Origin of the sequence: Flavobacterium piscis (genome assembly GCF_001686925.1) — a bacterium.
Classification (GTDB): Bacteria; Bacteroidota; Bacteroidia; order Flavobacteriales; family Flavobacteriaceae; genus Flavobacterium; species Flavobacterium piscis.
The window spans coordinates 440049-457299 of record NZ_LVEN01000046.1 but is presented as its reverse complement, the minus strand read 5'-3'; the positions used below and the strand labels follow the sequence as shown (position 1 = coordinate 457299).

The window sequence follows — 17251 nt, the reverse complement described above, 5'->3', positions numbered from 1 at the left end:
TTATGCATGTAAACTATCTAAAAAAATGTTAATTGTGATTTTTTAGTCTAAAATCGCAGCGATTCCAGGTAAAACTTTTCCTTCTAACATTTCAAGCATAGCCCCACCACCAGTGGATACATAACTCATTTTATCTTCGAATCCGAATTGTTTTACAGCAGCAACTGAATCTCCACCACCTACTAATGAAAATGCTCCATTTTCTGTAGCTTCGGCAATATAATCACCTAATGCAATTGTTCCTTTTGCGAATGATTCCATTTCAAAAACTCCTAATGGACCATTCCATAATATAGTTTTTGACTCTAAAATTACTTTTTTGAAGTTTTCTAAAGATTTAGGACCTGCATCAAGACCTTGCCATCCGTCTGGAATTTCTTTTACGTCTACCACTTTTGTATTTGCTGTATTTGAGAAATCATCTGCAGCAATAACATCAACAGGAATATGAATTTGAACTCCTTTTTCTTTAGCCAGTCTTAAAATTTCAAGTGCTAATTCTTGTTTGTCATCTTCACAAATAGAATCTCCAATTTTACCACCTTGTGCTTTAATGAATGTAAAAGTCATTCCGCCTCCAATGATCATGTGATCTACTTTGTCTAAGATATTTTCGATAACGGTAATTTTTGATGATACTTTAGATCCTCCAAGAACTGCTGTTACCGGTTTTTCGCTATTTTTAAGTACTTTATTTAAGCTTTCTATTTCTTTTGCCAACAATGTTCCGAAACATTTTTCTGTTGGAAAGAATTGTGCGATAATAGTTGTTGAAGCGTGCGCTCTGTGTGCAGTACCAAAAGCATCGTTTACATAGATATCTCCAAGTGACGCTAATTCTTTTGCGAAAGCAACATCTCCAGCTTCTTCTTCGGCGTGAAAACGTAAATTTTCAAGTAATAACACTTCTCCTGGTTTTAAATCTTTGGCAGCAGCCTGAGCTACTTCTCCAACACAGTTTTCAGCAAACTTAACCTCAACTCCTAAAATTTCTGAAGCTGTTTTTAAAATGTGTTTTAAAGAGTATTTTTCTTCAACTCCTTTTGGTCTTCCTAAATGCGACATCAAAATTACGCTTCCGCCTTGTGCCAAAATAGCATCAATTGTTGGTTTTGCAGCTTCGATACGTGTAGCATCAGTTACTTTAAAATTTTCATCCAATGGTACATTAAAGTCAACACGGATAATTGCTTTTTTATTCTTAAAATCGAAATCGTTTAAAGTTTTCATTATATAGTTTTTTAGTTTTTTTTGAAAGAAAAACAAATATAGAACTTTTAAAGTATCATAAATATAAAAATAACCTATCTATAACAGCGAAAACGTTATAAGTTAAGAAAAAAAACAAATTTGCCCGTAAAATGATGAAAATGCTCCTTAATCGTGAACCGGACTTTGCGTACAAGGACAGTTACTGATGGATTGTAAGAAATCAAAACCAATAGTTACAGAGTGCGTTCCGGTATTATAGTTTCCTAAATCGTTGAACATTACCTGATACGAATATCCGAAGTAAAATTTAGATTTCATGAAACCTACCATTGGTCCAACTGATAATGGTTTTGGGAACTGATCGTTTAGGAAACGGTATGAAACTCCTACCCAATAGTAATCTTCGTAGCGGTTGTAACGTCTGTACTTGAAATTAAAATCGGTTGTTGAACGTCCGTCACTTGCAAAGTATTGGTAGTAAACAGATGGTTCGTATTCAATACGGCTGTTTTCTCCGTCTTTAAAAACGTATCCGGTATATACCTGATAGTTTGAAAGCAAGTTAGGTTCTACTCCTCTGTATTTGTCTGTGTTTTTCTTTAAAACGTTATTGGCATTAAAACTTACATAGAAGCTTTTATTACGGTATAAGGCACTAATATCAAAATTGTTATTGGCGTTATAACGATTGTCTGTTACAGAAGGATCTATAACAGGATGCTCTATTGTAGTATTGAACTCGTCAGTATCGATACGAAATGTATTGAAGTTGTACGAAAGTCCAAAAGACAAATATTGTTTTGAATAGTAATCTAAAATAATGTGGTGCGCAAAGGAAACTTTAGCTCCTGTTTGGCGGGTATAACCGTTTCTGTCATTGTAAAGTGAGATACCCACTCCGGAACGATCCAGAATTCTAAAATCTGCATAAAGCGACTGGTTTTGTGGTGCATCTTTAATACCGACCCATTGCGTAAGACCGTTGGCCCTGATTCTAAGATTATCTCCAATACCGGCAAAGGCAGGTGAAATAACAAAGGGATTGTCGGCTAAATATTGTGTAAATACTGGTAGGTTTAACTCTTGGCTGTAACTTGTTGTTACAGCCATGAGTACTAAAGATAAAATAAACTTTTTCATTGTAATTAATTTTTTAGACAACATCATTAGGGGCTCTTATTTTGTTATCTGTATAAAGTGAAATGTCCTACAAACTCTCTGTCATCCTTCGCATCATTCAATTTAAGAACATACCAGTAATCTCCTGAAGGTAAATCGGCACCGTTGTATCTACCATCCCATTTTTGACCGTAGTGATACTTAGCAATTATACGACCGTATCTGTCGAAGATAGAGAACTCAAGGTTGTTGTAAATATTTGTACAACCAGGACCCCATGTTGTGTTGGTAGCACCAGCAGGAGTAAAGTAATTATCTAAACAAACATCAATATAAGTTCCAGGAACTGTAATTGTTACCGTACATCCGTTTTTATCTCTTACTACAACTACATAATCTCCAGTTTTGTAGATTTTGTATTTGTTTGAAGATGTAAACGGCTCTCCGTTGAAGCTGTATTCATAAGCAGGAGCTCCACCACCGGCAGTAACTGAAATGATATTCATTTCTTGCTGACCCGGAGTTTCTACAAGTGTTAACGGATCGTATGCTTTGATGTCGAAAGTAGCCGTTACGTCTTCACAAGTATTACTGTGTCTTACTCTCACAAAGTGAGGGCCAGGAGCAACATTTGTAAAAACATTGCTAACTTGAACAGTACCAGTTCCGTCAAGACTGTAATCTAAATCTGCGGGATTATTACTAGGATCAACAGTTATTATTACCATATTAGATTGTGTATTGTTCACACAGTCATAATTGATTTCATACGTTGGTTTAAGAATTACAGATTCTGGCATATCAATATCTATTTGATTCGAACAACCGTTCGCATCAATAATATAAACAGTATGTTTTCCTCCTACCAATTTATCAAATGGAAAAACAATTTGTCCAACTGCGCCTTGAGTAAATGGCCCTTTTTCTACATCTAAACTATATGTATAAGGTTGAGTTCCACCTGTAACGCTAATTTCAAAATAGCCATCTTTATCACCAACGCAATATTCCGGTATCATTGAATTTGGCACTTCAGTTAATTCAATCGGATCTGGTTGTATAATTTCCTGTTCATAATCCTGGAAACAACCGTTTTCATCCTGAACTCTTATTATGTAAATACCTGGTCTTAGGTTTTCGAAAACATTAGAATCAAAGAATTGTTCAAAATTAGGAGCAATTGCATAAACATATCTTCCTGTTCCTCCAACTGCATTCACTGTTATTTTACCATTATTAAATCCTGAACAAGTAATATTTACCGGAACTAATGTGGCAGTTAATGCTTGATCCGGTTCTGTAATCTGAATTATTTCAGATGGTATAGAACAGTCTAAACTTTCTACTCTTACTCTATAGTTTCCTACAGCAAGTTCTGTAAACTCACCTGGGTAAAGCTGCGTTGGTGCTGGAGTAATTGGGTTACCACTAACATCTGTTAATATGTAAACAAAATTACCTAATCCTCCTTTTGCAACTGCAGTTATAGATCCTTTTACATCTCCTTTACATTGAATATCGGTATGATTTAAAGTTTCTAATACTATTGCAGGAACTGGCGAGAATGGTACCGCATTAGACTCTATGCTTAAACAACCATTTGTATCTCTTATATAATATTTATAAGATACATCTGCTGTTGTTTTTGGTAAATCAATTACAACAGTAGAATTAAATGATGTTGGATTATAATTAGTTCCATCTGTACTGTAATAGTATGGAGCAGTTCCTCCAGTTGCTGTAAGAATAACTCTTGGCGTTATAGCACAAGTTTCTGTTCTGTCAACTGATAAAGATGCTTTCACTACATCTGGCTGTGTAATAGTTACTGTATTTGATACATTACTACAAGTCCAGTCATCAGAAGCAGTTATCTGATAAGTTCCTGCACCTAATCCAGCAAATATTCTGTCAGGCTGAGCGTCTCTATAGATTTCTGTACCGTCAGCAAGAGTTCCACGTAATGTAAACGTGTAGTTTCCTGAACCTCCTGTTACATTAGTTACAGTTATTGTTGCATCCTGATCGTCATAACATAGAACTGCTATCTTATCAGCTGCAATTGTAACATCAATAGGAGTTGGGTTTGCCAATGGAACATCAAATGAAGCTTCACATCCTTTGCTATCCATTACATAAACTGTATAGTTTCCTTCTTTTAAATTCTCGAAATCTGGAGAAATATCATACGGACTAATAATAGCTGTACCTATTCTTAACTCATATTTATAGTCGCCTGGCCATCCACCTGTTGCAGATGCTATAATTTTACCATCGTTATTATCGTCAACACAAGTAATTTCTTCTTTTTGTGCTGTTACAGCCAGAGCTGCAATTGGTTGATCAATTGTAAAGCTTCTAGAAACTGTACAATATGGGCTTTCTTTTAAAACTGCAATTACAGTATAGGTTCCAGCACCCAAATTAGGTAAACTAATTGGTCCAGCATTTGCCGTAGTAGGTCCAGTTATAACTGTGTTCCCTAACTCATCCTTAACCACATAATCAAATGGTCCTGCATTATCTGGATTAATCACCGGAGTTGTTGTAATTAGTCTGTCAATAAAAGTAACTGTTGCACTACCATTTGTTCCTGCATAACAAGTAACATTAACAATATTGTCTATTGTTAGATCAAAAGTTTGCGGGTTGTTTACATAATGCACAGATTCTACGCTACAACCAGTATCTAAATTAGTTACTGTGATAATATAATCTGCAATTGGCAAGTCTTTGAACTCTCCATTTGTATTAGTTTGTAAAGGATATATTGCTCCTCTTACCCCATTTGTTTCGTCAACCAAACTATATTCTAAACGAGCTGGTGTTCCGCCAATTGAGCTTACTAAAACCGTGATATCTTCAAAATTTGTACAAGTAACTGCAGTATCAACTCTTACATTTACTTTATCTAAAGCAATATAAGGGTTTATTACAATTTGTGCCGGAGCAGTTCCTACACAACCTTTATCATCGTAAACGTTTACGATATAAGTTCCGCCTGCTAAATCATACACCGTATAAGTTGGATTATCTCCGAAGTAAGCTACAGTATTTGGTGTACCTACTTTTATGAACTCATAATTTTCAAATTTATTAGAACCGCCTGTCACTCCGCTAACAGCAATTGTCGCAAAGTTACCAGCATTTGTTCCAGCGTTACATTTAAACTGAGTTACTGTTGGAGCGGGAACGGTAATAATTAATGGCGAATCAACATCTGTTTCTTCTGTTGCAATACAACCTCTTCCTGATGTAACAGTAATTGTGTAATGACCCGCAGCTAAATTTGGAAAAATGTTAGATTCCTGAGATGTTAAACCTCCATCTATACTGTACATATATTTAGGGTTATCATTAACACCTGCAGATGGCGTAGTCATCGTTGCTACTATTTTACCATCAGCAGAACCAAAACAAGTAACTGGTGTTGGCGCTAACGCGAATCCTGTAATTAAGGTTGCTGTTTCGATAGTTTGAGTAACATCTTTTATACATCCTTCATCTAGATCTCTAACGTAGAATTTATAAGCGTTAGGAGCTAATAAAGAAAATACAGCAGAATTTCCATAAGTTATACCATCTATGCTATACTCATAATTTCCACTTCCACCAGTAGCTTCTAAAGTAATTTGTCCGTTAGCAGGATCATTACAAATTGGCACACCGGTAATATTTGCTTTTAATGTTAAAGGCTCTAAAATTGTTACTTTAAATGGAAGTGGATTTGTACATCCGTTCTTGTCTTTAACAATAACTGTATATTCACCTGCCTTATCAACTGTAAATGTTCCGTTTGACTGGAAACCATTTCCAATGCTGTATTCAGCACCACCTGCAGTTGTTGCAGTAACTGTAAATGTATAAGTTCCTGTTGAACTTGGACATTGACTGAACTTATTTACAGTAAGGTTTGATGGACTTAGATCTTCTGCAATTGTAACATCAACTTTTATGGCACAATCGTTTTTATCTTTTACCCAAACATCCCATTCTGTGTCTACTGTCGGATCAAGAATTGCAAAACTGTCCGGACCATAAACTGGTGTTCCGTTATTTTGAACGAACGCATAACTGTTTCCACCACTTCCTCCAGTAATAGTAGTTAAATCGATCGTAACTTTTGAACCTGTATTAAAACAGTTTTTATTCTCATTGATAACACTAAATCCTGCTAATGGAGCTGGCTCCGTAATAACAACAGGAATTGTTGTCGTAAAATCACAACTTGGGTAAGCCGTTTCTCTAACAAAAACAGTATAATCTGTTCCTGCTACTAATCCATGAGGAAGTACAAAAGAACTTGATGTTGTGCTGTCTCCCGTTCCTGTAAGAGGTGGCGTTAAAGAAACTCCTCCTTTAAGGATCTCATACGTATATGGTCCTGCATAATCTGTAATATTGATTTCAATTGCTCCGGTCGCATTACCGTTACAATCTACATTTGAAGATGCAGTAGCAAAAACTTTGATTTTGTCGAATACTGGTACTTCTATAACATTAGACATAATAGTACATTTTGTATTCTTATCTGTAATTTCAAACTTATAGTTACTACCAGGAGTTACGGCAGGATAAGTAAATCTGTCATTAACAACAGTTACTAATCCTCCTATAGCAACACCGTCTTGGTATACTTGGTAAGTAAATGGATCTGGTGTAATTGTTCCTCCACTAATGATAACCTCAATATCTTGTTTGCCATTAAGACAATCAATTGTTGGATTAAGTTTAGTAGCAACAGCCGCAGTTAATTTAGGGAACGGCTGAATTGTAATTGGAGCACTAACAATACATCCTTTCGCATCTTTTACATAATAGGTAAGTGTTTTTGCGAATCCGTTATCTATAACAGGAAATGTATTTTCATCCTGCCAAGTTGTACCGTTTGAACTATACTTGTAATCATCAAGATCTACCGGGACCGCACCTGCACCTCCGCCCGGAGTAACAGTAACTATTTTATCATTAAAAGCCGTACCAGTACACTCAAATTTGCTTTCGCTTAATGCTATTGTAACTGGTGTAGGAGCGAAAATCTCTGTTTGATGTGTCTCTTCACAACCTTTTGCAGATTTAACAGTAACTTCATAAACACCTACAGTTAATCCCGTAAACACCTTACCATTTTGAGTTTTTGGACTTCCTAGTGGAGCCGGTGAAATTTTAGTTAAGGTATAAGTATAAGGTATATCAGTATTTGTCGTTGGCAATGTAACTGTAATAGTTCCATTGTTTAAGGTTCCTTGAGGAGTAACACAGTTTGGAGCTGTATTCGCTAAACTGAAAGTTACATCTGGTGGAATTACCAGATCCAGATCTGTAGACTTACTACAATTTGTCTCTACATTCCTAACCGTAACGGTATAATTTCCAGGTGCCTTATTTACAAATACCGGATCATTTATCTGCATTGGACTTGTAACCCCAGTCGTATTATTCACTAACGTATATTGGAAATTACCAGTAGTTAGTCCTCCAGTTACTACTGCAGTTATTTCTCCATCTATATTTTTACAAGTTGGTATTTTTGTAAAACTAGCTTTAATTTCTAATGGTGCATAAATTTGAATATCTATAACTGTATTACCACAACCATTAGAATCTTTAACTCTTACAGTATGTGTTCCTGATGATAGATTAGGAATAGTAAATGTAGTAGCAGCTTCTGTTTCAAAATCTCCGCCATCTACACTATAACCATAAGGTCCAACTCCGGTCGTAGTTAAATTTACTACGATACCAAATTTATCTTCTGTTGCAGTACATTGAAATGCTGGAACTGCAGTAATTACCGGTTCTGGATCTTTGTCAACTGTTACTGGTTTAACCTGGATACAACCATAAGCATCACGTACATATACTAAATAATTTCCTGCCTCAACATTGAAAACACTTACTTTATGTAAAGCAAGGTCAAAAGATGCTGCTGCTGGACGAGCATCTGCTGCGTCTTCTCCTATTGCACCGTTATCAGGGAAAAGTTGATATAAGTAAGGAACAGCTGGTTTAGGATTTGTCGGATCCGTATCTGCTTCTAATGTTGTTCCTCCCTGAGCAAATGCCTGTATTTTACCTGCATTTGCAGTACAATTAGCATTTTTAGGTGAATCTGCATTTAAAGTTAATGGCGTAACCGAACCTGTAATAGTAAACGGAATAGAAGCTATACTACAACCTTTTAAAACTGGAGTAGTAGTTCTATCTTTTATTTCTGTTATGACAATAATATATTTACCAAACGGAAGAGCTCCAAAATTATTTATGTTTAAAGTTGAAACCGGTACTGTAGCAGCCGGCACAATACCTTGCTGAGCAGCTCCCATTGGCTGTAAAGTTAACTCATTTAAAATTTGGTAATCAACATCTGTTGGAACTGTGTACTCACTTGAAATTTTAAACGACACATTTCCGTCTGCTGTTGGAGGCGTTGTAAAACAAGTAATGTTATGAGCTTCCACATTTCCTTCAACTTTAAGTTTAGAATTTGTTGGAATTTCGTCTTCTGAAGTTTCAAAATAATAACAACCAGTACCTGTACCACCATGTGCAGCATCACTATCATAAACTATAAAAGTATATTTTACTCCTGGTGTCAAATTAGTAAATGTTGCTTTTTTATCTCCCGGAGCTCCTGCAATTCCTGGATTATCTTCAGGTAACCATGCAAAAGAACCAACTGGATTTGGATAATTCGGAACACTTCCATCATAAATAGCGAAGTAAAATGGTCCATTTCCTATAATACTACTAGGATTAAGAGGATCTGAGCCAACAGCAACAACTGCAGTACCTCCTGTAGAACAATCTACTGGTGGATTTGTTACTGTTATATCTAAATCTTCTGGTGGAGAAGCCACTAATATTTTATCTATCACTTTTAGACATCCATTAGCATCAGTAATTCTAATCTCATAGTAACCAAAATTAACCACTTCAAAAACCTGTGTTCCTCCATCTTGATTTGGGAACGTTCTATCGTAATTAATTCCTTTTACATTGTATATATAGTCTTTTACTCCTCCATCAACCGATTTAATAGTGATAGATCCTAACGACACTCCACCGGCTTTACAAATAATTGGCTGTACATCAAAATCTACAACAAGCGGATCCGGTTGTTTAATTTCAACCCCTGTTTCCTCAGCAAAGCAACCTTTAGAGTCTGTTACTCTAACAGTATAATTCCCTGCCGGAAGTCCAGTAGTCTGTGTACCATAAGGTATACCAGTTGTAGTATTAAGAACACTAATTACATATGGTCCTTCTCCAAAAGCAGTATTAATAGCCACAGTAATAGAACCAGATTCCTGACCATTACAGAAAATAGTTGAATTTGGCGTAGCTTTAAACTGAGGATCTGTTTTCGGCTGAACAGTTCTAGTAGCTGTAGTTGTACATCCTGTAGTTGCATTATCCTTAAATGTAAATACATAAACTGTAGGTGTAATTTTTCCTGCTGGTATACCGCTTGAATCTGTATAACTAAATGTTCCGTCTGCAGCTGTAATAGTATGTGTTGTTGCAGGAGACTCAAGAGTTCCATCAATAGACACTACATAAGTATATCCAGCAGTTCCGCCAGAAACTTTACCAGTAATCACAACATCTGATGTATTACATTTTGGACCAGCAAATAAGTTAGTGCTTGCTGTTAATTCAGTTGTAACAGTTTGTTCTGCTAAATCTACAAAACAACCAGTAGAAGTATCTCTAACTGTAATAACATATTTACCAGGCTCTACATTTTCGAAAGTTCCATTATCTTGAGGAGTTGCTCCATTTAGACTGTATGTATAATTTGCCTGTTTATTTGGAGTTACGTAAATAGCTGCTTTACCAGCATTTGTATAACATAAATTGGTTGTTGCAGCAATACTTGCAGTTACATCAGGTCCAAGTATGATAGTAAATGTTCCACTTACCTCACAGCCTTTTAAATCTTTAACAGTATAGTTGTAAACACCATTTTCTAAATTTTCAAAATAATTATTGTTTTCCTGAACAATTGCAGGACCTGTTGTTGGTGTTACCGTATAAGTATAATTTGTATTCCAGCCTCCAGTTACATGAATTGTAGCTGTTCCTAAATCAGCACACGTTTTTGGAGTAACTGTAGCAGGAGTTAAAACCAATGGATCTAATGGCTCAGCTACAAACTGACTTCTTGAAACTTTACAATTTGTAGTTCCATTTGTTACTTCAATCGAGTGGTTACCTGTATTTAAATTTGGAACCGTGATTTCAAAAGTTGTTCCAGTAGCAGGAGTTACAAATCCGGTTTGCACTGCTCCTCCATCGACAATGTAAGAGTAAGGCGTATTATTACCAAAACCTCCTATTGTAAATGTAACTGTACCATTCGATGCTTCTTTACAGATTACAGTATTATCAACTGTACTAGCAATAGATATTTCTGGTAATTTGTCAATTGTATAAGATACTTCTTTCTTACAGTTATTTTCGTCTTTTACTTCAAACGTATATGTTCCGGGAGCCAAATTTGTAAAAGTACGGCTTGATTGGAATACTGTTTGAGAAGCTACCGGTAAAGAAATACGGTATTGGAAAGTTGCCAATGTACCTTTTCCTCCAGTTACTGTTTCAATTGTTACATCTACTGTATTAGCTGGACATTTTAAAGCTGTATTAGAGAATGTCATAGCTGTTGGAGGAGTCAAAGCCTCAATAGGAGTTGCAACAGAAACTGTTAAAGGACATCCTTTACCATCTGTAATATCTACGCTATAAGATCCAGGAGTAGTTAAACCTGCAAATATACCATCAGTATTTGTTCCTACTACAGTTGTACCTCTTTTTAGTACAAAAGTATAAGTACCATTTCCACCGTTTGCAGTTGCCGTAATTGTAGCTCCGCCATCACAAGTATATGCAGTTGTAATACTTGCAGAACCTTGTAGAACAGCCGGCGCGCCAATTGTAATATCTAATTTTCCTGTACAGCCTTTACTATCTTTAACGTAGAAAGTATGTAAACCTTCTGCTAAACCTTTAAAGATACCAGTTGTATTGGTAAATGTTGTACCGTCATCGCTATATTTATAATCACCTGAACCTTTTTCTCCTGTTACTACAACAGATCCGTCAGTATTGGTTTTACAAGTAACAGGTATTACACTAATCTGCTTAAGTTCAGGATTAGTAATAGCGTCAATTATTGCAGTAGTACTTTTTACACATCCTTTTGAGTCTTTAACTTCAAAAATATAAGTTCCTGCAATACCAATTGTATAGGTAAATGAAGTACCACTTGGGGTTGTTGGCTGTACCAATGTTCCTGTAGCATTTCCAGAAGTTAAACTTACAGTATACGGAGGATATCCAAATGAAATTGTTCCTGTAACTACAGCGTTTCCTGTTGTCGGAGAACAATCTAATGATTTAATACCATTTTTAACAGTTAATTCCTCCTCAATTCTAAATTTAATTGGATCAATCGGAGAACAACCCACAGCATCTGTAACAATGATTGTGTGATCTCCAGTTTCAATATTTGTAAATACGTTAGAATCTTTTTGAGCTGGTTTTCCATCAATGCTATAGCTAAAAGGGCCAGTTCCTCCAGTAACATTAACTGTTACCGAAGCTTTATTTGTGTTATCAAAACAGAAATCTGAATTAATATCTAATTCTGCGCTTACTACAGGCGGAGCTATCACTTTTACAGCAGCACCTACCGCGCTGATACATTTATTGGCATCTTTTACAAATACTTCATAGTCTCCCTCGGGAACATCTTCAAAGTCTGTAGTAACTTGGAAAACTCTATATACCGTTCCTGTTGTTGCGTATCTTAATTCATATTGGTAAGCTGGTGTTCCTTCTGAAGCAGAGGCTCTAATTGTAGCACCAACTGAACATTTTGCAGGAAGAAGTACCGCACCACCCGCCAAAAGTGCTTGTGGAGCTTTAATAGTTGGTGTGAAAGGTGTAAAACAAGTTGCTTGTGTAATCTCATTGTAACGAATTCTTAAATCGTATGTTTTCGCTCCTAATTCTATAATTGTAAAAGGACTAACTTTTACGTTTACCCAATTTAAACCTCCATCTAAAGTATAGTCATAACCATATGAAGTATCAAAATTTGTAGCTGTTATTGTAATTTCACCATCGTTTACTGCACCAGTACCAGAACATGAAACATCTTTTGTAACCTTAGCAGTCGATGTAAATGCTTTACCAGTTGGAACTGTAAAATTTCTTTTTACTTCAGTAATACATGTTTTAGGCAATTGATACACTCTAATATCATCAATTGCAACATCATTACCACTTGTTTCTTGTACATTCGAGCGTACAATAAATTTTAAAGTAGTATTTGTACCCGGATCTAGTGTAACAACTGCTTTAGGATAAACTTCCCATTTTTCTGATTTAGGAATGGAACCTGTACTAAAACTCGAAATTTCTACTCCTGCGGTATTAACTAATGCAATTGTTAAATTAGGATCTTTTTGACCGTTTCCTTTATTTAGCAAATTGAAGGCATAAAACTCGAAATTGATAGGTTGACTCGGGATAATATCTTTAATTTCTTTCTCATATAAAACAGCAGTAACCGGTATCTTATCTCCAATATTTACCACTAAAGCTCTTCCGTCAGCAGTTGGAGGGACAGTTGGAGGCGTATGATCTCCCGGTTGTATCCATGCTCCAAATGGCTGAACTACTTTTGCTGTAACAGAATAATCACCATCATTGATTTCGATAGAACCTCTGCATTGTGTTGCTGCAACCTGTCTTTCAAAACAATAATAAGTTGTATTAATTCCTGGTGATTCAACATCTCCACCGTATCCAAAATTTTCATTTAATAAATTACTGAAAGTTGGAACATTCGTAAGCTTATATTCAATTCTAACAGAATGTGGTCCTGCCGGCACATTTAGGAAAACGTTTGGTGGGGTATTCGTATTAGGAGTCGTACTATTGTCTAAATAATACTTATAGCTATAACTAGCAGAACCCGGATTATTAACTGTAACGGTACTTGTTGCAGAACCGTCACAATTAAAAGTTACTGGAGTCTCTACGCCAATTTCTGGTTCAAGAGGTTTAGGATCAATAACAATTCCCGGCATTGAATATACACACATATTAGCGTCTCTAATATATACCGTATAAGTTCCCGGAGCTTTATATTCCTGATTTGTTGTAACCCACTTTGCAGGATCCTGATTAAAGAAATTGTATTCATAAGGTGCTTTACCCCCTTGAGGATTCGTGATACGAATTCTTCCTTCACCACCTGGTCCACAACCTGCTAATTCAGATACACCAGCAGAAGCGGTTAAAGCAGTTGCTGGCTCAGCAATACTAACTTTTACAGCCGGATCTAAACATTCGACACCACCATAAGTATATTTTACAATAATATTGTAATTACCTTTTTTCAAATTCGTAATTGGCGAAACAGAACTATATTTAGTACCACCATCAATACTATATTGTACTGTATATCCTGAAGTAGCAGGAGTTACTGTAACATCAATAGTACCATTACTTTCACCATAACACTTAGCATCATGAGGTGTAAATTTTACAACTGGTTTTGCAACTGCTACAATTTTAATAGGATCTAATGTAATAGAACAAGAGTTAAAATCTGTAACTACTATTGTATAATCTCCAGCTGTTTTTATCGGAATTACAGGATTTGTTCCGTAATCTACTCCATTAACCGTATAGTAATATCTGGCAGGAGTTGTTGTTGGAGGAATTGGAGTTCCGCCAGATGCTTTAATCGTTATTTCTCCATCACCACATGCAAGTGTTTTGGTTATATCTGCTGTTGCCTTTAATGTTTTATCATTAATAGTAACTCTTTTAGTCTCCGTACATCCGTCTGATGTAGAAACTGTTACATCATAGGTTCCTGGAGCTATACCAAGAAATTCTTTGTAATTAGGAAATGTAATTTTCCCTGAATCTGCTTTAACCAGACCTGTAGCTACATCTGTAACTACAAATTGATAATCTGCTCTAACATTATCTGCAGACGCATAAATAGATCCTCCGTTTCCAGCACAAAATGAATCTTTAGGAGTTACTGTAGTACTAAATTTAGCTGTTAAAATAGTAATTTTTACAGAAAACGGACATGAAGATGTTTCTGTAGTAGCTGCAGTTTGTTTTACATTAATAGTATAATCTCCGGTAGGTAAATTATCAAACACATTTGAAGTTTGAAAATTTGTTCCGTCTTTACTATAGGTATAACCTGTACCTGGTTGAGGGTTTGTAATTGTTATTCTTCCGGCTGTATTACAAATTTCATCTCTTTTATCGTATTCAATTTTTAATGGATTTTGGAAAACACTAAAATAGAATATGTTTTGGCAGTTGTTACCATATGAAACAACCACTCTGTAAGATCCAGACTTATTAGCTGTAAATGTTGGCCCGTTTGGTGCCGCAGTTGTCCAGTTTACTGCATCCTCATAAGCACAGCTTGAAGGGAATCCTGTTGGAGGTACATCTGTAGTTACCTGCCATTTTACAGTTGCATCCGCTGCAGTAATATGAGTATCAATAAATCTTGTATCACTTAAACCACATAAGAAAATCTTTGGAAATTCTTTTTTATCATTGGTACAAAGATATGGTCTTCCAGTGCCAGGATCCTTATTATCAGCATAAGGGCTAATTGGATTGTCATTTGATCCAACTGCATAATCCGTTACGGTATAAGTCTGAAGAATACCTTTACAATCCGGATTACCTCCTGTTTGTACTTTATAAATTCCAGCTTTTGTTACTGTAATTTGTTGCGTATTTCCAACATTATTTCCGGCAGCATCAGTCCAAACATAAGTTTTATATCCGTTTGCTGCTTTTAATATTGCGCTACCACAAAGTGAAACCGCTCTATTAAACAGACAGTCTTCAATACCTACTAAAAAGTTAGTCGAAGTTGGATCACCTACGATACAACCTGTATTAAAAGAGTAACTTCCGTCACCATAAGGGTTACCATTGTTGGTTGGATTTATAACTCCAAAATATTTAGAAGTAGCAGTATTTTTAATAACATTAGAACAAGCATCAACCAATTCATTACAATCCGTTACAACTTTAACACTAAGCTGTAATTTATATTTTGAACCTCCTTGTTTCACTAAAGCATCATTTACTTTAAAGACAAGTGTTCGTGTTGCTGGTGTATAAGAAACTAAATCTATACCTGTGTCTTTATAGATAATATCTGAAGCACTATTAAAGATTACATTTTGCGGTAAAACATCTGTAATAGTAAAGTCCTTCGCATCATCATTTCCTTGATTGTTAAATCCGATTTCGTAGATCATTTCCTGACCTAAAGTAACCGGCTGACCACCTAAGTCATATTCTTCACGTAAACCTGTTGTCGCATTAGCACGAACTCCTTTTACAACTTTAGTCAATACAATTTTAGGCTCAATAACATCAACCGCAAAAGTGGTTACAAAAGCACCATATCCGTCACCATCGGTTGTCAATCTTAAAGTTGCACCTGTTTCTCCATTTGGTATAATTACATTTTTTACTCCATTAACATCGTTTTGAAGCAGGATGTGATCAATATCAAATCCCATGTTATTTATACTTTTGGGAACTCTGTCCTGAATATGTAAACCATTACTGGAAATCGATGCATTAAAGAAATTATTCTCAAAATTCACATCATCTTTCAATTTGGTAAATGCTGTTTTTGAATTCGCTTTAATAGAAAAACTATCTCCATTAGTCTCTTTATCCCCTTCTAAAGCAGCTACTCCTATTTTTGCTATTACAGGAAATCCTAAAGGCAACGTTTGAAAACCACTTACAGTATAATCAACTGTTTTATCCTGAGTTCTTCCAGGGTCAACTCCTACATAACCATCAAAAACAGAAATAAATTTACTTGGAAGACTTGGGCTTTCATAAATTACTACCAAAGTCCAACCTCCGGCACTACCACCATCTCGTTTACCTCTTGCTGCTCTTACATTGGCAACATAATATTCACCATTAGCATCACCTAAATCTTGTAATTTTTTGGTTACATCTTTAAAACATACATATGGAGAATCCTTAAAAGAGTCTTGTACTCTATTTCCATTCTTTTTATAACCATCAAAAATTACTTCTTTAGTATCTGTTTTGCTTGCCGTTAAAACTTCATAATCTGCTTTACCTGGCATTTTAAACATAACTGTATTCCAGTCATCTTCTCTTAAAGTACCTTCGTACTTAACTGATTTATTTGTACTTCTGTCATAAGGATAGATAGCCGACCAATATAAACCTGCAAAAACAATGTTTTTACAAGAATTGTTTATAGTTAATTTGGCCATAGTTGAATTGAAAGTTTTGGGATCACTATCAATATCTATGTATTCTACATAAAAATCATTGTTATTTCCGGTACCGTCAAAGTCCTTACTTGCCTCCGTTGTTAAAGCTGCTAAATTGGTCACCTGTCCAGTATAACGAACACCATCAACCGGAGCAGGATTAAAGTCTACGGGATTTGGATCAAAATTTGAGGGTTTAGGCGTTGGCGTCGGACGATCTTTTACCTTACTGATAACCGTATTACCAATTAAAATAATATCTCCCTTTACTTTGACACTTCCGTCCTTAAGTCTTGCCGAAAATGGTGTTCCGGTCTGTGCGTTTACGAAACTAAAACACATAAGCATAAAAATTCCAAGAATCGCTTTTCGGTTTTCTTTTGCTTTTACAAACAGCGGCTGCATCATTTGTTTTTTATCAAATGATTCCACTAATTTTTCAAACTGATTTTGAGTATCAGAAACCAAATTTTTGATAAAAGTAAAAACAGTTTTAACTGATTTAAAAGTAGTAGGTTTTTCCATAGTCATCTTTTTGTTTACTAGCATTTCATCCTCTAAGGGGCATTAGACAATAAAAC

General features: G+C 35.6%; 3 protein-coding genes. All 3 read right to left on the bottom strand.

The genetic code is table 11. The annotated features are described in order from the left end of the window. Nucleotides 1-42: 42 nt before the first annotated feature. A complete protein-coding gene (locus FLP_RS23055) occupies nucleotides 43-1230 on the bottom strand; it encodes a phosphoglycerate kinase (protein ID WP_065451828.1) in 1188 nt (395 codons plus the stop codon). Nucleotides 1231-1377: 147 nt separating this feature from the next. Continuing rightward, nucleotides 1378-2352 carry a PorP/SprF family type IX secretion system membrane protein gene (locus FLP_RS23050; RefSeq protein ID WP_065452020.1) on the bottom strand — a complete coding sequence of 325 codons (975 nt, stop codon included), beginning with the start codon at nucleotides 2350-2352 and terminating at the stop codon, nucleotides 1378-1380. A gap of 44 nt (nucleotides 2353-2396) precedes the next feature. Continuing rightward, nucleotides 2397-17195 carry a T9SS type B sorting domain-containing protein gene (locus FLP_RS23045; RefSeq protein WP_065451827.1) on the bottom strand — a complete coding sequence of 4933 codons (14799 nt, stop codon included), beginning with the start codon at nucleotides 17193-17195 and terminating at the stop codon, nucleotides 2397-2399. Nucleotides 17196-17251 lie beyond the last annotated feature (56 nt).